This is a genomic window from Streptomyces sp. NPDC043870 (assembly GCF_056435785.1).
The window spans coordinates 81,768-106,432 of record NZ_JBWKDT010000025.1 but is presented as its reverse complement, the minus strand read 5'-3'; the positions used below and the strand labels follow the sequence as shown (position 1 = coordinate 106,432).

At 71.1% G+C, this 24,665-nt stretch carries 19 protein-coding genes; 16 read left to right on the top strand and 3 right to left on the bottom strand.

All coding sequences use genetic code 11. The features are described 5' to 3' along the window. Positions 1 to 11 precede the first annotated feature (11 nt). The 3 genes from AC0699_RS26775 to AC0699_RS26765 all read right to left on the bottom strand — a co-directional run bounded on the left by AC0699_RS26775 (position 12) and on the right by AC0699_RS26765 (position 1,686). Positions 12 to 377 carry an MmcQ/YjbR family DNA-binding protein gene (locus tag AC0699_RS26775; protein WP_478664899.1) on the bottom strand — a complete coding sequence of 122 codons (366 nt, stop codon included), beginning with the start codon at positions 375 to 377 and terminating at the stop codon, positions 12 to 14. A gap of 172 nt (positions 378 to 549) precedes the next feature. Continuing rightward, the gene (locus tag AC0699_RS26770; protein WP_478664896.1) at positions 550 to 1,029 is read right to left on the bottom strand and encodes an SRPBCC family protein; all 480 of its coding nucleotides are present in this window, start codon (positions 1,027 to 1,029) and stop codon (positions 550 to 552) included. 144 nt (positions 1,030 to 1,173) lie between these two features. Beyond that, a complete protein-coding gene (locus AC0699_RS26765) occupies positions 1,174 to 1,686 on the bottom strand; it encodes a hypothetical protein (RefSeq protein WP_478664894.1) in 513 nt (170 codons plus the stop codon). A gap of 774 nt (positions 1,687 to 2,460) precedes the next feature. Between AC0699_RS26765 and AC0699_RS26760 the strand changes: the two genes are divergently transcribed. The 16 genes from AC0699_RS26760 (at position 2,461) to AC0699_RS26685 (ending at position 24,664) form a co-directional block, all read left to right on the top strand. Further along, positions 2,461 to 3,939: a sugar transferase gene (locus tag AC0699_RS26760; RefSeq protein WP_478664890.1), complete on the top strand. Its 1,479-nt coding sequence runs from the start codon at positions 2,461 to 2,463 to the stop codon at positions 3,937 to 3,939. A gap of 73 nt (positions 3,940 to 4,012) precedes the next feature. Further along, positions 4,013 to 5,338 (top strand): nucleotide sugar dehydrogenase, encoded by a 1,326-nt coding sequence (locus AC0699_RS26755; RefSeq protein WP_478664887.1) that lies wholly within the window; start codon positions 4,013 to 4,015, stop codon positions 5,336 to 5,338. Between the two features lies 1 nt (position 5,339). Continuing rightward, positions 5,340 to 6,593 (top strand): glycosyltransferase family 4 protein, encoded by a 1,254-nt coding sequence (locus AC0699_RS26750; RefSeq protein ID WP_478664886.1) that lies wholly within the window; start codon positions 5,340 to 5,342, stop codon positions 6,591 to 6,593. Then, complete coding sequence (locus AC0699_RS26745) at positions 6,590 to 7,987, top strand: YveK family protein (protein WP_478664883.1); 1,398 nt, start codon at positions 6,590 to 6,592, stop codon at positions 7,985 to 7,987. Before AC0699_RS26750 ends, AC0699_RS26745 begins: the two co-directional genes overlap by 4 nt. Continuing rightward, positions 7,984 to 9,504, top strand: a complete 1,521-nt coding sequence (locus AC0699_RS26740) for a Wzz/FepE/Etk N-terminal domain-containing protein (protein WP_478664881.1) — start codon at positions 7,984 to 7,986, stop codon at positions 9,502 to 9,504. The genes AC0699_RS26745 and AC0699_RS26740 overlap by 4 nt, the downstream gene beginning before the upstream one ends. A 3-nt stretch (positions 9,505 to 9,507) precedes the next feature. After that, positions 9,508 to 11,436 carry an asparagine synthase (glutamine-hydrolyzing) gene (gene asnB, locus AC0699_RS26735; protein WP_478664879.1) on the top strand — a complete coding sequence of 643 codons (1,929 nt, stop codon included), beginning with the start codon at positions 9,508 to 9,510 and terminating at the stop codon, positions 11,434 to 11,436. 25 nt (positions 11,437 to 11,461) lie between these two features. Next, complete coding sequence (locus AC0699_RS26730) at positions 11,462 to 13,666, top strand: bi-domain-containing oxidoreductase (protein WP_478664877.1); 2,205 nt, start codon at positions 11,462 to 11,464, stop codon at positions 13,664 to 13,666. Beyond that, complete coding sequence (locus tag AC0699_RS26725) at positions 13,663 to 15,669, top strand: alginate lyase family protein (RefSeq protein ID WP_478664874.1); 2,007 nt, start codon at positions 13,663 to 13,665, stop codon at positions 15,667 to 15,669. The genes AC0699_RS26730 and AC0699_RS26725 overlap by 4 nt, the downstream gene beginning before the upstream one ends. After that, positions 15,666 to 17,168 (top strand): right-handed parallel beta-helix repeat-containing protein, encoded by a 1,503-nt coding sequence (locus tag AC0699_RS26720; protein ID WP_478664871.1) that lies wholly within the window; start codon positions 15,666 to 15,668, stop codon positions 17,166 to 17,168. Before AC0699_RS26725 ends, AC0699_RS26720 begins: the two co-directional genes overlap by 4 nt. A 1-nt stretch (position 17,169) precedes the next feature. Then, positions 17,170 to 18,402 (top strand): O-antigen ligase domain-containing protein, encoded by a 1,233-nt coding sequence (locus tag AC0699_RS26715; RefSeq protein WP_478664866.1) that lies wholly within the window; start codon positions 17,170 to 17,172, stop codon positions 18,400 to 18,402. 2 nt (positions 18,403 to 18,404) lie between these two features. Beyond that, complete coding sequence (locus AC0699_RS26710) at positions 18,405 to 19,646, top strand: glycosyltransferase (RefSeq protein WP_478664864.1); 1,242 nt, start codon at positions 18,405 to 18,407, stop codon at positions 19,644 to 19,646. Beyond that, entirely contained in the window at positions 19,643 to 20,878 is a 1,236-nt protein-coding gene (locus AC0699_RS26705) for a class I SAM-dependent methyltransferase (protein ID WP_478664862.1), read from the top strand. The genes AC0699_RS26710 and AC0699_RS26705 overlap by 4 nt, the downstream gene beginning before the upstream one ends. A gap of 11 nt (positions 20,879 to 20,889) precedes the next feature. Beyond that, positions 20,890 to 21,720, top strand: coding sequence for a sugar phosphate nucleotidyltransferase (locus AC0699_RS26700; protein WP_478664860.1), 831 nt, complete (start codon positions 20,890 to 20,892; stop codon positions 21,718 to 21,720). Further along, positions 21,717 to 22,364 (top strand): PIG-L deacetylase family protein, encoded by a 648-nt coding sequence (locus tag AC0699_RS26695; protein WP_478664857.1) that lies wholly within the window; start codon positions 21,717 to 21,719, stop codon positions 22,362 to 22,364. Before AC0699_RS26700 ends, AC0699_RS26695 begins: the two co-directional genes overlap by 4 nt. 3 nt (positions 22,365 to 22,367) lie before the next feature. After that, on the top strand, positions 22,368 to 23,393 hold the full coding sequence (locus AC0699_RS26690) for an NAD-dependent epimerase/dehydratase family protein (protein WP_478664855.1): 1,026 nt from the start codon (positions 22,368 to 22,370) through the stop codon (positions 23,391 to 23,393). Further along, positions 23,381 to 24,664, top strand: coding sequence for a DUF4910 domain-containing protein (locus tag AC0699_RS26685; protein WP_478664853.1), 1,284 nt, complete (start codon positions 23,381 to 23,383; stop codon positions 24,662 to 24,664). Before AC0699_RS26690 ends, AC0699_RS26685 begins: the two co-directional genes overlap by 13 nt. Position 24,665: the final 1 nt, after the last annotated feature.

The following is a 24,665-nucleotide window of genomic DNA, read 5'->3' as shown; positions in this document are numbered from 1 at the left end:
GCCGGAGGCGTTCACTCGCCGCTGCCAGCGCCGGGCCGCAGGTCGGGGTGTTCCTCGGTCAGCCGGTCCGGCGCCGCCTGTCTCCAGGAGTCAACGAGGATGTCACGCAGTTCGTCCAGGTCCTCCAGCGCGGTGAGCCGCACCCGGACCCAGGCCGAACTCGCCTCGTGCGGTGGCACCCAGAACTTCTCCGGCTCGGCAGCGATCAGCTCTGTACGCTCGTGTTTGGGGCATCGCACGGCGAAGGACGTCTGGTCGTCGGGGATCGTGACGTACATCTTCCCGGCGACGCGGAACGTGGGCATGCTCCATGCTTCCTTCTCCACCGTCTCAGGGAGGGACAGAGCAAAACGGCGGACATCCTCGGCATCGATCATGTCCCCCACGGTAGCCAGCGCCACCGACACACTGCCGCACCAGGCGGCCCCACAGCGCCCTCACCGGGAGTCAGCTGGGCCTGCACGTCATGACCGCCGAGCAGTGGCGCCGACGCCACGCCCGCTTCCTGCCGCACGTCATCGTGTGACGCCGAGGGCCCGCCCATCTCCCTCAGCGGGATTCGAGGCTCCGCTTGAGGGCGGAGAGAGTCGCCCGCATGTTCGCCTCGTTGTGCTCTGCGCGGGCACCGTTGCTCAGCAGCCTGTCACCAATCCTGGCGACGTACCGCCAGGGGAATCCCGTCCGCAGGTCCCGCCACGACTGCTCCACCCTGGTGCCGTCGCCGACGGCGACAAGCCGGTACGACCACTCGGCGACCGGAATGCCGAAGCGGACCCGCCAGGCGAAGACCTTCCCGGGCTCGGAGTGGGTGACCGTGCACCGGGTGTTCCAGTGCACCGCCCCTTTGCGGTTGCTTCCCACGAACTGCGCCCCGGGACGGGGCTCCTGGACCGGTCCCACCCAGTGGCACCCCGTGCACTCCGGGCTCCACTCGCCGATCCGGGTCACATCGGCGACGGCCTGCCACACCGCCTCCGGCGGTGCGGCTATCGACTCCGTGACGACGGCGGTGCGGCGTTTGGCTGACATGCGATGATCCCGTCGCGGTCTTCCCCCGCGTGCTCTTTGAAGTCTAGCTCCGGAACAGCCGCACCCCGCGCCCCTCACGTCACCGGGTGACACCCAGCACCGCCCGCAGCTGCTCCTGGGCCCAGGCCAGGTCCTCCTTCTCGATCACCTGGACTCGTCGGAAACCTGCACACAGGGGGCGTAGACGCTGATGGACAGGGTCGTGGTCGAGTCGTTCCACCGCACGTCGATCTGGTCGCCGCCTTCCGGGTTCTCCAATCGGAAGCCCAGTTGGCGGAAGGTTGCGCCTGCGCGGTCGCCTTCGTGGGTGAGTTTCCAGCCCTTCTGCACCGGCTGCCGGCGCACGCGCCGCTGCGCGTCTCGGGCGGTGGCTTCGGGGATGTCGGGCACGCTCCAGTCGAGTCCGAAGCTGCGGACGTCGCTTCGTGCCTCGTCGATGTGGGCGATGCTCCTCAGCCCGCGGTAGTAACAGGCGCCGGTATCGACCCTGCCCGACTCCGCGGCGTACTTTTCGGGCAGCACGAAGCCGTCGTAGACCCCGTCGGACCGGGCCTTGAGCCGTTGCGCGACCGCGTCGGGGTCGGCCGAAGGATACGGCGCGCCGTTCCACACGAAGTTCCCCGCCACCACGGCAGCGGCTGACAGCGCCACCATCACGAGCCCTGTGACGGCGTACAGGACGGACCTCCCGGAGGCCCGGGCTCTGCTTACACGGCTCTTGAACATGCATGTGACGGCAGGCGTCAGCATTGCGCGACGCATGAGTAGCCGTGCCCAGGAGAGATCGGACGCCCGTCCTGAATCACGCCGCACGGTCGCGGAGCGGGCGGTGGCGTCAAGGCACCCGTAGGCGGTGATCGGTCGGTGGATCCAGTCTCAAAGCTTGAACACAAATTACACACATCCCCTCTACACACTGGCCCCGATGGTCTAGATTGACCGTGCTTCAGCTGTTCGATCACGAGGCGACCAACAATGATCTGTAGGTCCGGCGCTACGGAAAGCCAGCAGTCACGTCCCCGGCGCCAGACGTGGGGGTGATCAATTCTTGGAGCCCGAGAGGGGGCCTTGGGTGCGGGGAGCATCCGAGGATTCGACGGGATCCCGCGCACCTTGAGAGGCCAGCAGGACATGCGACTCTGCTGCCGCCAGGGTGAGTTGCTCAAGTAGCTCTGAAGTAGCCGGGATGTCATGCGCGGGGGGCGGGGGCCCTCCGCGGGGAGGAACAGCGCGGCGCGGGGGGCGGGGGCCTCCCGGGGGGGGCGGAACAGCGCGGCGCGGGGGCGGGGGCCTCCCGGGGGACGGAACAGCGCGGTGCGGGGGGCGGGGGCCTCCCGAGGGCGGAACAGTGCGGGGGGGCGGGGGCCTCCCGGGGGGCGGAGGAACAGTGTTGGGCGAACACGTCGAGCCACTGGGGACCTGGGGGGTTCTGTGCGGCAAGGGGGATTAGTCAGCCCGTTTCCGTCGGCGCGCGGGCGTCTGGCGAACGGGGCAATCAGCCAGCCCGCGAGCGACTGGGAGCAGCGGTACCGCCGTACCGTGATCACCAGCGATATGGCGGCCACCGCCTTCGTGGTGGCGGCGATCGGCAACTTCTTCGGGGCCCGGGACGCGGCCAACTGGCACGAGAAGTGGGGAATTCTCGCCTTCGGCACCGAGCTGCTGGTGCTGGGGGCGCTCGCGGTGAGCCGGTCGTGGGCTCCGGCCGTGCTCGGCCAGGGCGCCGAGGAATTCCGCCGGCTCGGACGCTCACTGTTCACGGCGACCGTCGTACTGGCGCTCGGCGGGATCGCCCTCACCTCGCGCAACATCAAGCTCTGGATCTTCGTCGCGATCCCCGCGATCGCGCTCGTCACCATGACCGAGCGGTATCTGCTGCGCCTCCGGCTGCACAAACAGCGGAACGAAGGACGGTGCCTGAGACCGGTGCTCGCTGCCGGGAGCCCGGCCACCGTCCGCGACCTGATCACCCGAACCCGCAAGTTCCCGCACCTCGGCTGGCGGGTGGATGCGGTGTGCACGACGGACGGTCTCGGGCTCGACGGTGACCAACTGGACGGAGTGCCGGTCGTCGGCCGCCTGGCGGACGTAGCCAACCACGTCCGCCGCGACGGCTACCGGGTCGTCGCGGTGACACCGGACCCGCACTGGTCACCGGACCGGCTGCAGCGGCTGGCCTGGAACCTCGAAGGCGGCGACGCCGAGATGGTCGTGGCCCCCGTGCTGATGGAGGTGGCCGGCCCGCGGCTGCACGTCGACGCGGTGCTCGGAATACCGCTGCTGAGGGTCAGTATGCCGACCTTCACCGGGGGTCGACGGGCGGTCAAAGAGGTCGTCGACCGGATGGGCGCGGCGATCCTGTTGATGCTGTTCGCGCCGCTGATGGTGCTCGTCGGGCTGCTCGTGGTGGTGGACAGTCCGGGCGGGGCGTTCTACCGCCAGCGCAGGGTCGGCAAGGACGGCCGCGAGTTCACCATGCTCAAGTTCCGCACCATGGTCGCCGGGGCTCACCGGGCACGTGCCGAGCTCGCCGACCGCAACGAAGGTGCAGGGCTGCTGTTCAAACTCCGCCGGGACCCGCGGGTGACCCGGGTGGGAACAGTGCTGCGCCGGTACTCGATCGACGAGCTCCCGCAGCTCTTCAACGTGCTCGCCGGATCGATGTCGCTCGTCGGTCCGCGGCCTCCGTTACCGGAGGAGTCCGCTGCGTACGACCCGGACATCCGGCGGCGGCTACTGGTCAAGCCCGGACTCACCGGCCTGTGGCAGATCAGCGGACGCAGCGACCTGCCGTGGGAGGAGGCGGTCCGCCTCGACCTGCGGTACGTGGAGGACTGGTCGCTCGCCCTGGACGCAGTGATCTTGTGGAAGACGCTGCGTGCGGTGCTCCATGGGCAGGGGGCCTACTGATGCGCGGGGGTCGTCGTCCGGCCGGCGCGCGGACCGCAGGCCACAAGGGCCTGCCTGGGGGGAGGAACGGGTCATGAGAGTCAGCGTTTTCGGGCTCGGCTACGTGGGCTGCGTGTCGGCCGCGTGCCTGGCCAGCATGGGGCACGAGGTCATCGGGGTGGACGTGAACCAGGTGAAGGTCGACCTGGTCAACGACGGCAAGGCCCCGGTGGTCGAGGAGCGGATCGGCGAGCTCATCGTCGAGGTCGTGCGGACCGGAGCGTTACGCGCCACCGGCGACGTCCGCGAGGCGATCATGGGCAGCGAGGTGTCGCTGATCTGCGTGGGCACGCCGTCGGAGCCCAACGGCAGCCTGTGCACCACGTACTTGGAGCGGGTCACCGAGCAGATCGGCGCCGCACTGGCCGAGGGGGCCAAGCAGGGGGGCCGGCACACCGTCGTGTTCCGCAGCACCATGCTCCCGGGCACCTGCCTGAACCTGCTGGTACCGATCCTGGAGAAGTACGTCGGCGGCACGGCCGGGGTGGACATCGGGGTCGCGGTCAACCCGGAGTTCCTGCGCGAGGGCACGAGCGTGCGGGACTTCTTCGACCCGCCCAAGACCGTCATCGGCGAGCTCGACCCGGCGAGCGGCGACGTGGTGGCGGCGCTGTACGACGGGTTGCCGGGCGAGGTGTTCCGGGTGCCGATACCGACGGCCGAGGCGATCAAATACGCGGACAACGCGTTCCACGGCCTCAAGATCGGCTTCGCGAACGAGCTGGGCGCGGTGTGCCAGGCGCTCGGGGTGGACTCGCATCAGGTCATCGACGTGTTCCTGGCCGACCGCAAGCTGAACATCAGCCCCGCCTACCTGCGGCCCGGGTTCGCCTTCGGTGGCTCCTGCCTGCCCAAGGACCTGCGCAGCCTGGTCCACGCGGCGCAGCGGGCCGACGTCTCGGTGCCCATCCTCTCCCACGTGCTGCCCTCCAACTCCGACCATCTGCAGCGCGCGGTGGAGCTGGTCGAGCGCACCGGCAAGCGCCGGGTGGGCCTGTTCGGGTTGTCCTTCAAACCCGGCACCGACGACCTCCGCGAGAGCCCGCTCGTCGAGCTGGCGGAGAGGCTCTTCGGCAAGGGTTACGACCTGCGGATCCACGACGCCAACGTGAGTCTCTCCCGGCTGCTCGGCGCGAACCGCGAGTACATCGAGACCCGGCTGCCGCACCTCGCGCAGCTGCTCGCGGATTCCGTCGACGAGGTGCTCGAGCACGCCGAGGTGTGCCTGGTCGGGACCAGGGATCCGGCCGTGCTGTCGGCGCTGCCCCATGGCGACGGCCCGGTGATCGTCGACCTCATCCGCCTTCCCGACGCCGAGGCGCGCCGGGCCGAACCGGGATACATGGGCCTTGCTTGGTGACATGACCAGCGGCGGCGGCACTGGCCGGCGCGCGCTGATCCTGGTGGAGAACCTGTCGGTGCCGTTCGACCGGCGGGTGTGGCAGGAGTGCACGACGCTGCGCGACGCGGGATGGACGGTGCACGTCATCTGTCCCCGGGGAAGCAAGCGGGACACGGAGGCCGAGGCGGAGATCGACGGGGTGCGGATCCACCGCTACCCGTTGCGCGCGGCCACCGGAGGGCCGGCCGGCTATCTGCGGGAGTACGGATCGGCGTTGTGGCACACGGTCCGGCTGGCCCGCAAGGTCGGCCCGGTCGACGTGGTCCACGCCTGCAACCCACCCGACCTGCTGTTCCTGCCGGCACTGTGGCTGAAGCGGCGCGGCGCGCGGTTCGTCTTCGACCAGCACGACCTGGTTCCGGAGCTGTACCTCTCCCGGTTCGGCCGCGGCAAGGATCTGCTCTACCGCGCCGTGTGCGCGCTGGAACGGATGACCTACCGGGCCGCTGACGTCGTGCTCGCCACGAACGAGAGCTACCGGGACGTCGCGGTGCGCCGCGGCGGCCGGCGGCCGGCGGACGTCTTCGTGGTGCGCAGCGCGCCCGACACCGACCGGTTCCGGCCCGTACCGCCCGAGCCGGAGCTGAAGCGCGGCAAGCCCCATCTGCTGTGCTACCTGGGCGTCATGGGCCCGCAGGACGGCGTCGACTACGCCTTGCGGGCCCTGGCGAAGCTGCGCGACGAGGTCGGGCGGACCGACTGGCACGCGGTGTTCGTCGGCGCCGGTGACACCTTCGACGCGATGGTGGAGCTGTCCCGGCGGCTCGGGCTGGCGGATCAGGTGGAGTTCACGGGGCGGATCGCGGACGCCGATCTGGTGCGCTATCTGTCCACCGCGGACGTGTGCCTCTCCCCCGACCCGCACAACCCGCTCAACGACGTGTCGACCATGAACAAGGTCCTGGAGTACATGGTGATGGGCCGGCCGATCGTCTCGTTCGACCTCCGGGAGGCGCGGGTCTCCGCCGGTGACGCCGCCGTCTACGCGCCCGCCAACGACGAGGCCGAGTTCGCCGGGCTCATCGCGCAGCTGCTGGACGACCCGGAACAGCGGGCCCGGATGGGCAAGATCGGCCAGGAGCGGATCAACGGGCCGCTCTCCTGGCGGAACTCCCAGCGCTCGCTGCTCGCCGCCTACGGCGCCGCCCGCCTCGACCACGCGCCCGCATCGACGGGCGAACCGCACCGGGCCGGGAAGAGGCCGCGCAGTTGAGCGACGACACGATACGGCTGGTCACGATCGGGCGGATCATCGGCCGGCGCTGGCGGCTTCTCACCCTCCTCGCCGTGGTGGGTGCGCTCGTCGGCTACGGCACCTCTTTGCTGTTTCCGCCGCGCTACACGACGTCGGCATCGGTGCTGTTGCCAGGGGCGTGGGAGGAGCGCGAGCTGCTGACTCAGACGGAGATCGCGACCAGTTCGGTGGTGGTCGACCGCGCGGCCGCCACGCTCGACTGGACCGGGGTCAGCGGCAGCGAGCTGCGGGACCGGGTGAGCGCCAAGGCCGCCGACGGGAACATCATCAAGATCTCGGGCACGGCCGACACCCCCGAGCGCGCACAGCAACTCTCCGACCAGATGGCCCAGCAGTTCGTCACATTCGCCGCGCGGATCGTGGACGACAGCACCGACCCCGAAGCGGCGGCGCAGCTCGAGGAACTGCAGCAGATGGTGGTGCAGACCAACCGACGCATCACCGAGCTGGCCGATGCGGCCGATCCGGGGCAGACCGTGGAGAGCGTGCAGACCCGCACCGAGCTCGAGAAGCTGCGCACCTCGCTGCAGGAGGCCATGAACAAGCTGGACCAGGCCGACCCGGCTGCCAACAAGGCCAACATGGTCGTCATGGGGCCGGCGGCCCGGCCGGCCGGCGAGGCACCACCGACGAGGATCCAGATCATCGTCGCCGGGGCACTGCTGTCCTTCCTGCTCGCGGTCATCGGCCATCTCACCGCCGCACGGATGAGTCGCCGACTGCGCACCCAACCGGAGATCGCCGCGGCGCTGGGCTCGGCGCTGCTGGGTACCGTCGACGTACCTGATGAACGGCCCGCGCACCGGCCGGAGGACCGTGGCCCGCGGGCCCGGATCCGCCGGCTGCTGGGCGTCGACATCCGGTGGGACCTACCGACCCCGCAGACGTCCGGCGACGAGGCCGGCAGGCAGATCCGCTACCGGCGGGTGTGCGCCCGCCTCCGGGACCAGCTACCGGCCCCCCGGCGGCTGCTGGTTGTCGTCCCGGACGGCGACGAGATCGCCCAACGGGCGGCCGGGCAGCTCGTCGCCGAGGCCGAGGGCGACCCTTCCCCAAGCTCTTCGAGCAGGGGATACCCCATGCTGCGGGTGGTGGGGGTTTCGGTGTCCCAGCCGATGGTGCCGGACCGCGACAACGAGTCCGGTGTCCTGATCGTGCTCAGCGCGGGCAACTGGACCGCAGGGGAGCTCGCCGGCATCGCCGAGGCGTGCGCGGACGCCAAGCACGAGATCGTCGGCATCGTCCTCGCCGGCACGGTCCGGGTCCGTGCGACGCGGTCCGCCGGCCGTCCTCGGGATGCCGCCACGCCGGCGCTCGCGGTTGGCGGCGACGCAACGGGAGGTTCAAGGTGACGACGAGTACATCTGCGGAGTCGTCGGCCGCCGCTCCGCTGCTGGACCTGCAGGCGCTGGTGGTGGCGGTGCGGAGGCGGCGCCGCCTCTGGTACTCCATGGCGCTGCTGGGGCTGCTCGCCGGCGCGGCGGTGGCGGTCCTGCTGCCACCGCCGCCGACCGCGGTGACCAAGGTGCTGGTCGCGCATCAGGAGGACCAGCCGAACGACCCCGGAACGCTGATCCGCACCGACGTCGCGCTGCTGCAAACCACGCGGATCGCCGACAAGGCCCTGCAGTCCCTCGACTCCCCCGAAAAGCCAGAGGACTTCATGCGGGACTACGGGGCCATCGGCTTGACCAACAACCTGCTGCAGATCAATGTGTCGGCTGACAGCGACGCGGAAGCGGTGGCCCGCGCCAAGGCGCTGGCCGATGCGTTCGTCGCGGACCATGTGAGGCGGATACAGGAAGCCGCGAACGCCGAGTCCAAGGCCCTGCTCGACCAGCGTGACCGAATGCGGGACGAACTCGCCAAGGTCAACAAGGCGATCGGAAACGGATCGCCGGAGAGCGGGCCGAAGGCGTCGGCGAACCTGGAGTCGCTCTTCGCCCGCCGGGCCGAACTCACCTCGCGGATCACCGATTTCGGCCAGCGCGCCGCGGAGGCACGCATCGGCACACCCCAGCTCATCGCCGGCACACAGATCGTGGACGCCCCGCGCGCGGTGCGGCACTCCCTGCCCAGGACCGCTGCCACCAACGCCGCGATCGGGCTCGTCCTCGGGCTCGTCCTCGGGCTCGCGGTGGCCGCGGTCGGCACGGTGGTGGCGGACCGCCCCGTACTGCGCCGGGAGATCGCGGCGAACCTCGGCGCCTCGGTCATCGCGGAGCTGCCCCGCCGGTCGGGCAGGCTGTGGCAGCGCCGACGGACCCGGTTGGCACGGACAAGGCTCACCGCGTCCCTGGCCCGCACCGTGCGCGGCTCCGCGGAACCGGTGTCGCTGCTGGAACTGGGCTGTGCGCGCAGCACGAGCGTGATCGCCCTGGACCTTGCCAGGGCGCTGGCGCCGGAGGGGCCCGTGGTCATCATCGATGGTCTGCCCGGCCCGCAGCTCGCGGGCCGCCGCCCGAAGCCAGGAGACCCGACCGTGGTCAGCGGCGAGCGTGCCGCGGGCGTGTCGCATCAGGAGCGCCGGCTCGGCGTCGGCTCGGTGGCGCCCGGCGCGGCGTGGACCGAGCTCCAGTACCTCGGCACCCGGACCGTGCTCGTCGTGCGTGCCGGGCACGGCAGCGCCGCATGGCTGCACACCGTGGCGCGGCAGCTCGCGGACCAGAGCATTCCGGTGATCGGCGTGGTGCTGATCGACCCCGATCCGCGTGACCGTACCGACGGCACGCTGTGGGACGGGCTGCACACCGCGTTGCGCGGCCAGAACGAGCGGCCGGCCCGACAGAACGGGACGGGCCGGCGGCGGGCTGAGCGGCTGCCGACATGGTCGGCACGGGTCCCGGACAGCGACCAGGAGGCGCGGTAGAACATGTGTGGCATCGCAGGCACTTACCGATGGCCGGACGGGAAGATCGTGGCCGACCGGCTCACCGATACCCTCGCCCACCGCGGTCCGGACGGGGCGGGCCGGTACAGCCACCCCGCAGGTGACGGCGAAGTGCACCTCGGGCACCGCCGGCTGGCCATCATCGACCTGTCCGAGACCGGCGCCCAGCCGATGGTCTCGGGCGGCCTCGTCCTGACGTACAACGGCGAGCTGTACAACGCGCCCGAGCTGCGTGCCGAGCTGGCAGCCGCTGGAGTGCGCTTCCGCGGTACCTCCGACACCGAGGTGCTGCTGGAGGCCTGGCGGCGCTGGGGCACGGACTGCCTGCCCCGGCTGCGTGGCATGTTCGCGTTCGGGATCTTCGACGAGCGAACCGGTGAACTGGTCCTCGCCCGCGACCAGCTCGGCATCAAGCCGCTGTTCCTGCTCCGGCGCGGCGAGGGTCTGGTGTTCGCCTCCGAGCTCAAGGCGCTCGCCGCCGTGACCGGTGGGGCGCTGCAGGTGGACCATGCGGCGCTGGTGGCCTCGCTGCTGTACTACTGGGTGCCGGACTCACGGTGCGCGTTCCGCGAAGCGGAGAAGCTGCCGCCGGGGAGCTGGCTGAGGTGCCGGCCCGACGGCCGGGTGGAGCGCGGCCGGTTCTGGCACCTCCGGGACGTCGCCGCCGAGGGCCGGGAGCGGGCCCGGGACGGCGAGCGGCCGGATGTCGCTGCCATCGTCGAGGAGTCGACCCGGCGCCACCTGCTCTCCGACGTACCCGTGGCGACCTTCCTCTCCGGCGGGCTGGACTCCAGCTACCTGACCGCGCTGGCGGCCCGCGACCGACCCGGGATCTCCGCGTACACGATCGGGTTCCGCGCCGAGGACGCCAGGTTCGAGGCAATGCCGGACGACCTGCGCTATGCCCGGCAGGTTGCCGAGCGGTTCGGCGTCGACCTGCATGAGATCGAGATCGCTCCGAACGTGCTCGACCTGCTGCCGCAGATGACGTACCACCTGGACGAGCCGATCGGCGACCCCGCCGCGATCAACACTTTCCTGATCTGCTCGGCCGCCCGGGAGGCCGGGGTCAAGGTGATGCTCTCGGGGATGGGGGCCGACGAGCTGTTCGCCGGTTACCGCAAGCACCTGGCCAACCTGATCGCCCTGCGCTACCAGCGCATCCCGCGGCCTCTGCGGCGCGGCCTGTCCGCGACCGTGAACCGGCTGCCGGTCGCCACGGCCCGCCGGGGGTACCGGTCGGTGCGCTTCGCGAAGCGGTTCCTCTCCTTCGCCGATCTGCCGGAGGAGACCGCGTTCCGGCGCAGCTACACCATGTACGACCAGAACGAGCTGCTCGCCCTGGTCGACCCGGACCTGGCCGGGACGGTCGAGGACGTGCTGACCGAGCATGCGGACATCTACCAGGACAACGACCTCGACGACTTCGTCAACCGCATGTGCCTGGGCGACGCCAGGATGTTCCTGCCGGGCCTGAACCTCGCTTACACGGACCGGTCGAGCATGGCCGCCTCGACCGAGGTGCGGGTGCCGTACGTGGACGTCGAGGTGGTCAAGGCGGCGTTCGCCGTGCCCGGCGATCGCAAGATCGTCGGACGACAGGGCAAGGCCATCCTCAAGGAGGCGGCCGTCTCGATCCTGCCCCAGGAGATCGTGTACCGGCCCAAGGGCCTGTTCAGCGCCCCGCTGCGCGCCTGGATGAGCCGGGATCTGGCACCGCTGGTGCGCGAAGTGGTGCACGACGGCGTGCTCGTCGGTTCAGGGCTCCTGCGCCGCGACGCCCTGGCGCGCATGGTCGCCGAGGACGCCGCCGGGCAGCGGGACTTCTCCAAACATCTGTGGCATGTGCTGACCCTCGAGTACTGGTATCGCGGCGCGACCTCTGGCTCCGGCCAGAGCCACGCAGCTTGACGGCGTTGAAACATGAGGAGCTCGGGTGAAACAGGTTGTTCAGAACTACAAGAGCGGCGAGCTGGCGGTGCTCGACGTGCCGGTGCCGGGGTGCAAGCCGGGCGGAGTGCTGGTCCGCACCACCTACTCGCTGATATCCACCGGGACCGAGCTCATGAAGGTGTCCGAGGCCGGGATGTCGATGCTGGGCAAGGCCCGCTCCCGGCCGGACCAGGTGGCCAAGGTCATGCAGAGCGTGGCCACCAACGGGGTGCCCGCCACCTACCGCAAGGTGATGGGCAAGCTGGACTCCTACACGCCGCTGGGCTACTCGCTGTGCGGGGTGGTCGAGCAGGTCGGGGCCGGGACCGACGATGTGAAGGTCGGCGACCTCGTGGCCTGCGCCGGCAATGAGCACGCGTTGCACGCCGAGCTGAACTGGGTGCCGAAGAACCTCTACGCCCGGGTGCCGGACGGCCTCGCGCCGCGCCACGCGGCCTTCGGCACCGTCGGGTCGATCGCGATGCAGGGCGTCCGTCGCGGCGAGCCGCAACTCGGCGACGTGGCGCTGGTCATCGGCCTCGGGCTGATCGGACAGCTGGTGGTGCAGCTCCTTGCCGCCTCGGGGGTCCGCGTCGTCGGGGTCGATCCCGACCCGGTGCGCTGCGAGCTCGCCGAGCGCCTGGGTGCCGCGGCCTGCGGCGATCCCGCGTCCGCGGCCGTGGAAGCCGCCGTCGCCGAACTCACCGACGGGCACGGCGTGGACCAGGTGTACCTGGCCGCCGGCGGCGGCAGCAACCAGCCCGTCGAGCTGGCCGCCCGGCTCTGCCGGGACCGCGGCCGGGTCGTCGACATCGGCAAGTGCCGCCTGGACCTGCCGTGGAACGCGTACTACGAGAAGGAGCTCGACGTCCGGTTCTCGCGCTCGTACGGACCCGGGCGCTACGACCCGGAGTACGAGCTCGAGGGGCGGGACTACCCGATCGGCTACGTGCGCTGGACCGAGCGCCGCAACCTGGCGTGCTTCCTCGATCTCCTCGCCCGCGGCAGCGTCGACGTGGAGCCCCTGGTCTCCCACATCGCCGACTTCGACGACGCCGTCGAGACGTACCAGCGCCTGAAGGACGGCGACCTGAAGGCCGTCGCTGTGCTGTTCCGGTACCCCGACCACCCCGACCGAGCTGCGGAAGCGGAGGCCCCGGCGGTGGCCGTGCCCGCGGTCAGACGCAGCGGCGGAGCGTCCACCCCGGCCCGGTCCGCCAAAGCGCCGGTGCGGCTGGCGTTCGTCGGCGCGGGAAACTACGCGACGTCGATGCTGCTGCCGCACCTGGCACAGCGCGACGGCGTCGAGCTGTCGACCGTCGTCACCACGACGGCGCTGTCCGCGGCCAACGCGCAGCGGAAGTTCGGCTTCGCCGAGGCGACCACCGATCTCGACGCCGTGCTCGGCGACAAGTCCATCGACGCGGTGTTCGTCGTCACCCGGCACAGCTCGCACGCCGAACTGACCCGGAGGGCACTGCTGGCCGGCAAGGCGGTGTTCGTGGAGAAGCCGCTGGCCCTCACCGAGGACGAGCTGGCCGGCGTGCTCGCGGCGGTGGAGGAGTCCGGCAACGACCGGCTGCAGGTGGGCTTCAACCGCCGGTTCGCGCCGCTGCTCCAGGAGGCCAGGAAGCGGTTCGGCGCCCGGACCGGTCCGGCGAGCCTGCGCTACCTGGTCAACGCGGGCCGGCTGCAGCACGGCAGCTGGTACCTCCAACAGGGCACCGAGGGCTCGCGGTTCGCCGGCGAGGGCGGACACTTCATCGACACGGCGAGCTGGCTGCTCGAGGCCGACCCGGTGTCGGTGTACGCGGTCGCCACGTCCGGCAACGAGGACCTGCAGGTCGTGCTGCGCTACCCGGACGGGTCCACCGCCACCATCAGCTACGTCACCACAGGCGCGCCCGGCTTCCCCAAGGAGACGCTGGACCTGGTCGCGGACGGCAAGGTGCTGAAGCTCGACGACTTCGTCCGTGCCTCGCTGTTTGTAGACAGGGGGGTCGGCCGCAAGCGGTGGGTCAGCTCGCGGCTGCCCAAGGCCCGGGACAAGGGCCAGAACGCCGAACTGGCCGCGTTCATCAAGGCCGTGCGGACCGGCGGGCCGATGCCGGTGCCGCTGGAGTCGCTGGTCGCCACCACGGCGGCCACCCTCGCCGTGCAGGCCGGCCTGGCGGGCGGTGCACCCGTGACGTTGGCGAGGGCCCGATGACTGTGAGCTCGGGGAGTCCGGGCTGGTACCTGCGGCGGCTGTCCCGGATGGGACCGCGGGAGGTCGGCGGCCGGGTGGGCGACGCGGTGCGCAGGCGGCGGTGGCGGTCGGCGCGGCCGAACTGCCCTAGGGTGACCGGCGCCCGGTTCACCGCGGTACTGCCCGCCGGGACGATCGCCGCCGTACCTCCGGACGCCGCGAAACGTCTCGTCGCCGAGGCGGACCGGCTGATGTACGGGCACGCGGAGTATTTCGGCGTGGTCCGCGACGACCTGACCGACCCGGACTGGTGGTGCGACCCGAAGACCGGGCGCCGGGCTCCGTGGGGCTACGCCTTCGACGTGCCGTACCGGAACGAGGACGCGGTCGGGGACATCAAGCAGATCTGGGAGCTGTCCCGGCACCAGTACCTCACCGTGCTCGCCGCCGCCTACGCGATCACCGGGAACGAGCGGTACGCCGAGCGAGTGGCCGAGCACCTGCGGTCGTGGTGGGCGGCCAACCCGCCGCTGCGCGGCGTGCACTGGATCAGCGGCATCGAGCTGGGCATCCGGCTGCTGTCCTGGGTGTGGATCCGCCGGCTCCTCGACGGATGGCCGGGCGCGGCCGGGCTGTTCGAGGGCAACCCGGTGGCGCTGAACCAGATCTGGCACCACCAGCGCTGGCTGGCCGCCTTCCCCAGCCGGGGGTCCTCGGCGAACAACCACATCATCGCCGAGGCCGCCGGGCAGTTCGCCGCGGCCTGCGCGTTCGACTGGTTCCCCTCCTCGGCACGTTGGCGAGCCGACGCGCTGCGGTCGCTGGAGCGGCATCTGCGGAGCAACACCTTCGGCTCCGGCCTCAACCGCGAGCTGGCCACCGAGTATCACGGACTGGTGCTGGAGCTCGGCCTGGCCGCGGTGGCCGAGGCGGATGCCGCCGGCGTGCCGGTCCCCGCGTCGATCCGGCTGGTACTGCTGCGGATGACCGACGCGCTCGCGGCCATCGTGGACAGCCGGTTACGGCCGCCGCGCCAGGGGGACGCGGACGACGGGCACGGTCTGGTCGTGGACGGCGCGGGCACCGACCGCTGGGCCTCGCTGCTGGCCACCGGGGACGCCGTGTTCGGCCGGCTCGCCTGGTGGCCGGCGGTGACCGGCACCGATGTGCGCACCCCGCTGCTGGCCGCGCTCATCCGGCCGTACTCGAAGAATGCGATCGCACCGGCCGTGACCCGCCCGGCAAGCCGACCGGCCCATTTCGCCGACGCGGGCATGACCATCCTGCGGGGTCCGGGAGGCACAGGAGAGATCTGGTGCCGCTGCGACGGTGGTCCGCACGGATTCCTGTCCATTGCCGCGCATGCCCACGCGGACGCGCTGTCCGTGGAGGTCCGGCACGACGGGGTCGACGTGCTCGCCGACCCGGGGACGTTCTGCTACCACGGGCAGCCCGAGTGGCGGCAGTACTTCCGGTCGACCCTCGGCCACAACACCCTGCAAGTGGACGGCGGTGACCAGTCCGTCTCCGGCGGCCCGTTCCTCTGGACCCGGCATGCCCGCAGCCGCGTCCTGGTCGCGGACACATCCGGCGCCTCCGACGGCGGGACGGCCCGCTGGTGCGCCGAGCACGACGGCTACCAGCACTCCGTGCACCGCCGCCGGGTGGAGCTGACAGCCGCGAGCCAGGAGCTGAGGGTGGTCGACGAGGTGCGCGGCCCGCGCCGGTCCGTGCACCTGGCGTTCCACCTCGGCCCGGCGATCGCCGCGGACCTGACGGGCAACCGGGCAGTGCTCACCTGGACCCGGGACGGCGAGGAGCGCTCCGCGGTGCTCGACCTGCCCGGGCAGCTGTCCTGGCGGGCGCATCGCGGCGAGACCGACCCGCCGCTGGGCTGGTACTCCGCCGGCTTCGGGCGCAAGGAACCCAGCACCACCCTGATCGGCACCGGCTCCACCGACGGCACGGAGGGCTTCACCACCGTGCTCGGGTTCCGCGGCCATAAGGGCGCGTGCGGATCATGAGGCAGCACTGGGCGGCGGCGTCGGCCCTGGCTCTGCTGGCGGCGACCGGCTGTGAGAGCACGCCGGGCGCCCCGGCAAAGGCGGCCGCTGCGCCGTCCACGTCCGTGGCCCGGGTGTGCGCCAAGCCCGCGGCCGGGCCGGCGAAGGCGCCGGCGGGCGCGGTGACGGTCGACCCCGCGGTGGTCGGTGACCTGGCTGCGAAGACCAAGAGCAGCCCCCCGAACACCACGTTCTGGCTTCGACCGGGCAAGCACAGGCTCGAGCCGGACCGCTACGCCCAGGTCATCCCCAAGGAGGGGAACAGCTACCTCGGTGCGCCGGGCGCGGTGCTCGACGGCCGGAAGACCAACCAGTACGCGTTCGGCGGCACCGCCCGCAGCGTCACCATCCGCCACCTGACCGTGCAGGGTTTCGTCGCGCCGCACAACGAGGGCGTGGTCAACCATGATTCGGCCGACGGGTGGGTGATCGAGCACGCGACGATCCAGCACAACTCCGGCGCCGGGCTGATGGCCGGTGACGGCCAGCGGGTCCGCGCCAGCTGCCTGCGCGGCAACGGTCAGTACGGCATGAACGCGTACAAGGCCACCGGCCGTATCAGCGGCCTGGTGGTCGAGGGCAACGAGATCGTGGGCAACAACAGGGACGGCTGGGAGCGGCGGCGGAAGGGCTGCGGCTGCACCGGAGGCGTCAAGTTCTGGGCCGTCAACGGCGCCGACGTACGCGGCAACTGGGTGCACGACAACCGCGGAGCCGGGTTATGGGCGGACACCAACAACAACGACTTCCGCATCGAGGACAACGTGCTCGAGGCCAACGACGGTGCTGCGCTGATCTACGAGACCAGCTACAACGCGGTCATCCGGAAGAACACGATCCGGCGGAACAACTGGGTCGAGGGCCGCAGGTACGCCGACCGCGGCGACAACTTCCCGTTCGCGACCGTCTACCTGTCCGAGTCCGGCGGCGAACCACGGATCCGAGCCCGCACGGACAAGATCGAGATCTACCGGAACGTGCTGGAGAACAACTGGTCCGGGATCACCCTGTGGGAAAACGCCGACCGGTTCTGCAACAGCCCGGCCAATACCTCGTCCACTGACTGCACGTTGCTGGTGAAGGACTCTGACCGCTGCGCACAGCCGGCGATCGCCACCGCACCGCTCTACGCCGACTGCCGGTGGAAGACCCAGCGGGTGGACATCCACGGCAACCGCTTCGTGCTGGACAAGTCCGTCGTCGACTGCACGGTGAGGTGCGACCGAATGGCGGTGCTGGCCAACTACGGCACCTATCCGGACTGGTCGCCGTACCAGGGCGAGCGGGTGGCCGAGGCGATCACCCGCAAGCAGCACAACCGCTGGCACGACAACGTCTACCTCGGACCATGGAAGTTCGTCGCCCACGACCCGAGCCGGATACTCGACTCCGCGCAGTGGCAGGGCACGCCGTACCAGCAGGACGCGGGCAGCACCTTCCGCGCACGGGACGGTGGTTGAGATGGGCACGGACCACACGTCGAAGATCGTCGGGACAGTCTGGGGTTTGCTGGTCCTCAACACGCTCGGCTCCGCCGGGGCGAAGACCATCATCCCGCTGCCCCGCTCCCTCATCCAGATGGTCACCATGGGCGCGCTGGTCGCCGCGTTCGCGCTGGCGCTCGCGCTCAATCTCCGGCTGCGCATCCGAGCCAGCGCCTTCCTGTTCCTGCTCACCCTGCTGCTGGTGCTGAGCGTGATCTCCAGCGCGCACCTGGAGTCCGGTTTCGGCGCGCTGTTCCGCTGCGCCCGGCTGGCTCTCTTCGTCGCCACGCTGTGGCTGCTCAGCCGCTGGTGGGACGGCAGCCCGACGTTCGTCCGGCACCACATCCGGATGTACTTCGCGGTGCTCGCGTCGGTGGCCGCCGGCTTGCTCATCTCACCGGGCGCGGCCATGCCCGAGCTCTACGGAGGACGGCTGGTCGGCGCGCTGTGGCCGCTCACCCCGCCGCAGATCGGACAGTACGCCGCGGTGATCACCGGGCTCACCGTGCTGCTCGTACTGGGCCGCCGGACCACCGGGGCCGGCGCGGCGGCAGTCATCGTGCCGTCACTCGTCCTGCTCGCGCTGACCCATACCCGGACGGCCACGCTCGGCCTGCTCATCGGCCTGGTGTTGGCGATCGGCTCGCTCGTCCTGACCAGCGCCGCCGCCCGCCGGTTCTTCGCCTGGGCGGTGCTGTGCGCCACCGTGGCCGCGGTGGGGTTGAGCTCCGCGCTACAGGCGTGGTTCCTGCGCGGACAGAGCAAGGAGAACTTCTCCAACCTCACCGGTCGGGCCAAGGTCTGGGACGCCCTGCTGGCAGCGCCCCGGACGACCTCGGAGCAGCTGTTCGGCGTGGGCCTGGGCGACAAGTCGTTCGGCGGGCTGCCGATCGACAACAGCTGGCTGGCCGTTTACCACGAGCAGGGTCTGACCGGCGCCGCCATCGTGGCGGCGATCATCCTCGTGCTGGGCGGCGTCGCGTTGCTGCGGCCGCCGTCGCTGTCGAGGGCCTGCGCGATCTTCCTGATCAGCTACTGCGCGATCGCGTCGTACACCGAGGCCGGGCTGGGCGACGCCTCGCCTTATCTGCTGCATCTGGCCGTGGCCGCCTCGCTGCTGGCGGCACCTGCCGCAGCCACTCCCCTGTCCACGCCCGAAGTCCCTCGACGACGCATCCCGCGATGGGCCCAGAGATCGGAGGTGACCTGAGCATGCACATCCTCGTGGTGCACAACCGCTACGCCTCGGCGCAGCCGAGCGGGGAGAACAAGGTCGTCGACCAGGAGGTGGCGCTGCTGCGCGGGGCCGGCCACCGGGTCGAGGTGTTCGAGCGGCGCAGCGACGACATCGCCGCCCGGTCCCTGCTGGGCAAGGCCGCGGTGCCGCTGCTCGTGCCGTGGAACCCGGCGGTCCGCACGGAGCTCGCCGCCCGGCTTCGCAGCGAACGCCCGGACGTGGTGCACGTCCACAACGTCTTCCCGCTCCTGTCGCCCGCCGTGTTGGCCGCCTGCGCCGACGCCGGCGTGCCCGCCGTCGCCACGCTGCACAACTACACCCAGGTCTGCCCGCCCGGCACGCTGCAGCGGGACGGCCGGCCGTGCACCGAGTGCGTCGGGTCGACGCCGCTGCCCGCCGTCCGGCACGGCTGCTACCGGAGCTCCCGGCTGGCGACGGTGCCGCTCGCGGTCAGCCTGTCGGTCAACCGGCGGCGGTGGTGGTCCGGCGTGGAACGGTTCTTCTGCATCTCCGCGGCGCAGCGCAACGTCCTGGTGCGGGCCGGCATGCCGGCCGAGCGGCTGGCGGTGAAGCACAACTTCGTGCCCGACCCGGTCGCGCGCCGATCGGGCGCCGGCGAGCATCTGCTCTATCTCGGCCGGCTCGCGGAGGCCAAGGGCGTGCGGCTGCTCATGGCCGCGTGGGACGAGATCGCAGCGGACGGCGGTGTGGGCGTGCCGCTCGTGATCGCCGGCACGGGACCACTGGAGGCAGAGGTCACCGCCTGGGCGGCGGGCCGGGACGACGTGCGGTACGTCGGCCTGTACGACACGGCGGAGTGCCAGAAGGCCATCGCGCGGGCGGTCGCCGTGGTGGCTCCCTCGACCTGGCTGGAGGCGTTCGGCCTGGTGGTCGTGGAGGCGATGGCGGCGGGGGTCCCGGTCGTCGCCGCCGGTCACGGCGCGTTCGTCGAACTCGTCGAGGACGGGGTGACCGGGCTGCTGCACCGGCCGGGCGAGTCCGCCTCGCTCGCGTCCTGCCTGCGCCGGCTCGCGGCCGAGCCGGCCCGCAACCGGGAGATGGGCCAGGCGGCCCGGCGCCGTTACGAGCAGGGGTTCAGCCCGGCCGTCGGCCTGGAGCGCCTTATGGAGGAGTACCGCACCGCGATCGCGGGGCGGTCGGCACTGGCTCGCGACGGGGACACCCTCGCGGGCAGGGGGGATGGGAACAGCAGATGACACGATGCCGACTCTGCGGCTCGGAAGCGATGGCCAGCGTCGTCGACCTCGGGGCGACGCCACCATGTGAGAGCTTCCTCGCCGCGGACCGACTGGATCAGCCGGAGCCGGCGTACCCGCTGCACCTGCGGGTCTGCACCGACTGCTGGCTGGCGCAGATACCTCCGTTGATCACGCCGGAGGAGACGTTCAGCGAGTACGCGTACTTCTCCTCCTACTCCACCTCCTGGGTGGAGCACGCGCGCACGTTCGTCGCCGACGCCGTGCAGCGGCTCGCTCTCGGCACCGACGCCTTCGTGGTCGAGGTCGCGAGCAACGACGGGTACCTGCTGAGGCATGTGGTGGACCGGGGGATCCGCTGCCTCGGCGTCGAGCCGTCGGTGAACGTCGGCGCAGCGGCGCGGGACGCGGGTGTGCCCACGCTCACGGAGTTCCTGAGCCCGGACACCGGCTCGGCCGTCCGCGAAGAGCACGGCCCGGCGGACCTGGTCGTGGCCAACAACGTGTACGCCCACATCCCCGACGTGGTCGGGTTCACCCAGGGGCTGCGCGCCCTGGTCGCCGACGACGGCTGGGTCTCCATCGAGGTGCAGCACCTGCTGACCCTGATCGAGGAGAACCAGTACGACACGATCTACCACGAGCACTTCCAGTACTACACGGTCGCGTCCGCGATCCGGGCGCTGGCGAGCGGCGGACTCGCGCTGGTGGACGTCGAGTTGCTGCCCACGCACGGCGGCTCCATCCGGCTGTGGGCCCGGCCGGCCGAGGTGGCCGGCGAGCCGACGCAGCGGGTGGCCGACGTGCTGGCCCGGGAGAAGGCCGCCGGGCTGCAGGAGCTGTCCGGGTACACCGAGTTCTCCGCGCGTGTGGCCAAGGTACGCCGGGACCTGCTGCGGTTCCTCATCGAGGCGGCCGAGCGCGGCGAGACGGTCGTCGGCTACGGCGCCCCGGGCAAGGGAAACACCCTGCTCAACCACTGCGGCATCCGGCCCGACCTGCTCCCGTACACGGTCGACCGCAACCCGTACAAGCACGGCAGGTTCACCCCGGGCACCCGCATCCCGATCCTGCCGCCCGAGCGGATAGCCGCCGACAGACCGGACTACGTCCTCGTCCTCCCGTGGAACCTGCGGGCCGAGCTGGTCGAGCAGCTGTCGTTCGTGCACGAGTGGGGTGGCCGGCTGGTCTTTCCCATCCCTGAACTGAGCATTGTCGAGGTCGCGTCTTGAAAGGGCACAGCATGAAGGTCGTTCTGTTCTGCGGCGGTTACGGGATGCGCATGCGCAACGGTGCCTCCGACGACGTGCCCAAGCCGATGGCGATGGTCGGCCCGCGACCGCTGATCTGGCACGTCATGCGCTACTACGCGCACTTCGGGCACAAGGAGTTCATCCTGTGCCTCGGGTACGGCGCGCACCACATCAAGGACTTCTTCCTCAACTACGAGGAGACGACGTCCAACGACTTCGTGCTGCGGGACGGGCAGACCGAGCTGCTGTCCACCGACATCGCCGACTGGACGATCACGTTCGCGCAGACCGGCATCGAGTCACCGATCGGGGAGCGGCTGCGCAGGGTGCGGCACCACCTGGACGGCGACGAGATGTTCCTCGCCAACTACGCCGACGTGCTCACCGACGCCCCGCTGCCGGAGATGATCGACCGGTTCGCCCGGCGTGACGCCGGGGCGTCGATGATGGTGGTGCCGCCTCAGTCCTCGTTCCACTGCGTGGAACTGGGCGAGGACGGCCTGGTGGGGGGCATCACCGCGGTGAGCGAACTGCCGCTGTGGGAGAACGGCGGGTACTTCGTGCTCCGCCAGGAGGTCTTCGACCACATCCCGGAGAACGGGGACCTGGTCGCCGACGGATGCGCCCAACTGGCCAAGCGCGGCCGACTGGTGGCGCACCAGCACCGCGGCTTCTGGAAGCCGACCGACACCGTGAAGGAGCGGGCCGCGCTCGACGCCGCCTACGCCCAGGGCGACCGCCCGTGGGCCGTGTGGGAACGGGACGGCGCGGGGGCGAGCGCGACCGGCAGCAGGAGCGGCGCCGTAGTGGGGACCGCGTGATCCGGCTCGGGGCCGGGCGCCTGGACCGGATCGTCGCGGTAGGTGCGCACTGTGACGACATCGCCATCGGCGCCGGCGGCACGCTGCTGACGATGTGCCTCGCGCAGCCGGGTATCCGTATCGACGTGCTGGTGCTCTCCGGCGGTGGCAGCGAGCGCGAGCAGGAGGAGCAGGCCGCGCTCGCCGCCTTCTGCCCGGGCGCCGACCTGCGGCTGACCGTGCACAAGCTGCCGGACGGCCGGCTGCCGGCGCACTGGGAGGAGGCCAAGGCCGCGGTCGAGGAGCTGCGCGCGCGGACCGAACCGGATCTGGTCCTTGCGCCGCGTACCGATGACGCGCACCAGGATCACCGCGGCCTGGCGAAGCTGATGACCACCGCGTTCCGCGACCACCTCGTGCTCGGCTACGAGATCGTCAAGTGGGACGGCGATCTCGGCCGTCCGACGGCGTACCAGCCGCTGTCGCCTCAGATCGCCGAACAGAAGGTGCGGCTGCTGCAGGAGCACTATCCCTCGCAACGCCACCGGCCCTGGTACGACCGGGAGGCCTTCCTCGGCCTTGCGCGGATCCGCGGCATCGAATGCCACGCGCGCTACGCCGAGGCGTTCTCCGTCACCAAACTCACTCTCGACCTGGGGGAATGAACCTTGCGCGTACTGCTGACCGGACACCAGGGCTACCTGGGCACCGTGATGGCCCCGGTCCTTAGCTCCGCCGGGCACGAGGTCGTCGGCCTGGACGCCGGACTGTTCGCCGACTGCGTGCTGGGCCCGACGCCCGCCGACCCGCCGGGACACCGGGTGGACCTGCGCGACGTCACGGCCGACCACGTGGCCGGGGTCGATGCCGTCATCCATCTGGCCGCGCTGTCCAACGACCCGCTGGGATCGCTGGCGCCGGAACTCACCTACGACATCAACCACCACGCGTCCGTGCACCTGGCCCGGCTCGCCCGCGACGCCGGGGTGCGGCGCTTCCTGTACGCGTCCACCTGCTCGGTCTACGGCGCCGCCGGCGGTGACGACCTGGTGGCCGAGGACGCGCCGCTGCGCCCGGTGACGCCGTACGCGGAGTCCAAGGTGCGGGTCGAGGACGACCTGCACGCCCTGGCCGACGGCGACTTCAGCCCGGTGTACATGCGCAACGCCACCGCCTTCGGCTTCTCGCCCCGGCTGCGCGCCGACATCGTGCTCAACAACCTGGTGGGCCACGCGCTGCTGTCCGGCGAGGTGCTGGTGCTCTCCGACGGCACCCCCTGGCGCCCGCTGGTGCACGCCGCCGACATCGCACGGGCCTTCACGGCCGCGCTGACCGCGCCGCGCGAAGCGGTGCACGACCGGGCGTTCAACATCGGCAGCGAGACCAACAACGTCACGGTCGCCGAGATCGCCGAACAGGTCGCCGAGGCGGTGTCCGGCGCGAAGGTGGTGATCACCGGGGAGACAGGGGCCGATCCGCGGTCGTACCGGGTGGACTTCTCCCGGTTCCGCGCCGCGGTACCCGGCTTCGACTGCGAGTGGACGGTGAAGCGGGGCGCGCTCGAACTCGCCGACATCTACCGGGAGTTCGGGCTGACCCGCGAGGACTTCGAGCGACGCTTCACCCGCCTTGCCGTGCTGCGCGCGGCGTCCGACGCGGGCGCCGTCGACGACACCCTCCGGTGGCGCCGATGACCGCGGCCGGCGAAGAGATGCACGCGCTGGTGGAGCGGTTGTACCCGCTGTGCCGGAGCATCACCGGCGACGGTGTGCGCGCCACCCTGGAGATCGTCGGCGAGTACGTCCCTCTGCAGGTGCACGAGGTGCCGACCGGGACTCAGGTGCTCGACTGGACGGTGCCCCAGGAGTGGAACATCCGGGACGCGTACATCGCCGACTCCACCGGCAACCGGGTCGTCGACTTCGCCGCGTCCAGCCTGCACGTGCTCGGCTACAGCGTGCCGGTGTCGGCGACCATGCCGCTGGCCCAGCTGCGTGGACACCTGCACACCCTGCCGGACCACCCGGCCTGGGTGCCGTACCGCACCAGCTACTACACGCCGGACTGGGGGTTCTGCCTGGCCCAGGAGACCCTGGACGCGCTGCCGGACGGCGAGTACGAGGTGTGCATCGACTCCACACTCGCCGACGGCCACCTCACCTACGCCGAGCACGTGGTCCCCGGGCAGGTCGCCGACGAGGTGATCGTCTCCTGCCACGTCTGCCACCCGTCGCTGGCCAACGACAACCTGGCCGGCATCGCGGTGGCGACGTTCCTGGCGCGGGCGCTGGCGGAGGAGACGCCGTGGTACACCTACCGGTTCATCTTCGCGCCCGGCACCATCGGGGCGATCACCTGGCTGGCCCGCAACGCGGAGCGGGTGGAACGGGTCAAGCACGGGCTGGTGCTGGCCTGCGCCGGTGACCGGGGCCGGCTGACGTACAAGCAGAGCAGGCGCGGCGACGCGGAGATCGACCGGGTGATGCGGCACGTGCTGGCCGCCTCCGAACGCCCCCACAGCGTCGCCGAGTTCACTCCGTACGGCTACGACGAGCGGCAGTTCTGCTCGCCCGGGTTCGATCTCGGCGTGGGCTCGCTCAGCCGGACCCCGTACGCCGGCTACCCCGAGTACCACACCTCGGCCGACAACCCGGACTTCGTCTCCCCGGAGGCGATGGCGGACACGCTCGCCGTCTGCCGCGAGGCATTCGCCCTGCTGGACCGCAACCGGCGGTACGTCAACCTCAGCCCCTACGGCGAGCCACAGCTGGGCCGGCGCGGGTTGTACGACTCGCTCGGCGGCCGCAGCGACGCGAAGCAGGCCCAGATGGCCATGCTCTGGGTGCTCAGCCTCTCCGACGGGGAGCACAGTCTGCTGGACGTCGCCGAGCGGTCCGGGCTGTCGTTCGACACCGTCGCCGACGCCGCCGACGCCCTGCGCGGCGCCGAACTGATCAAGGCGTGAC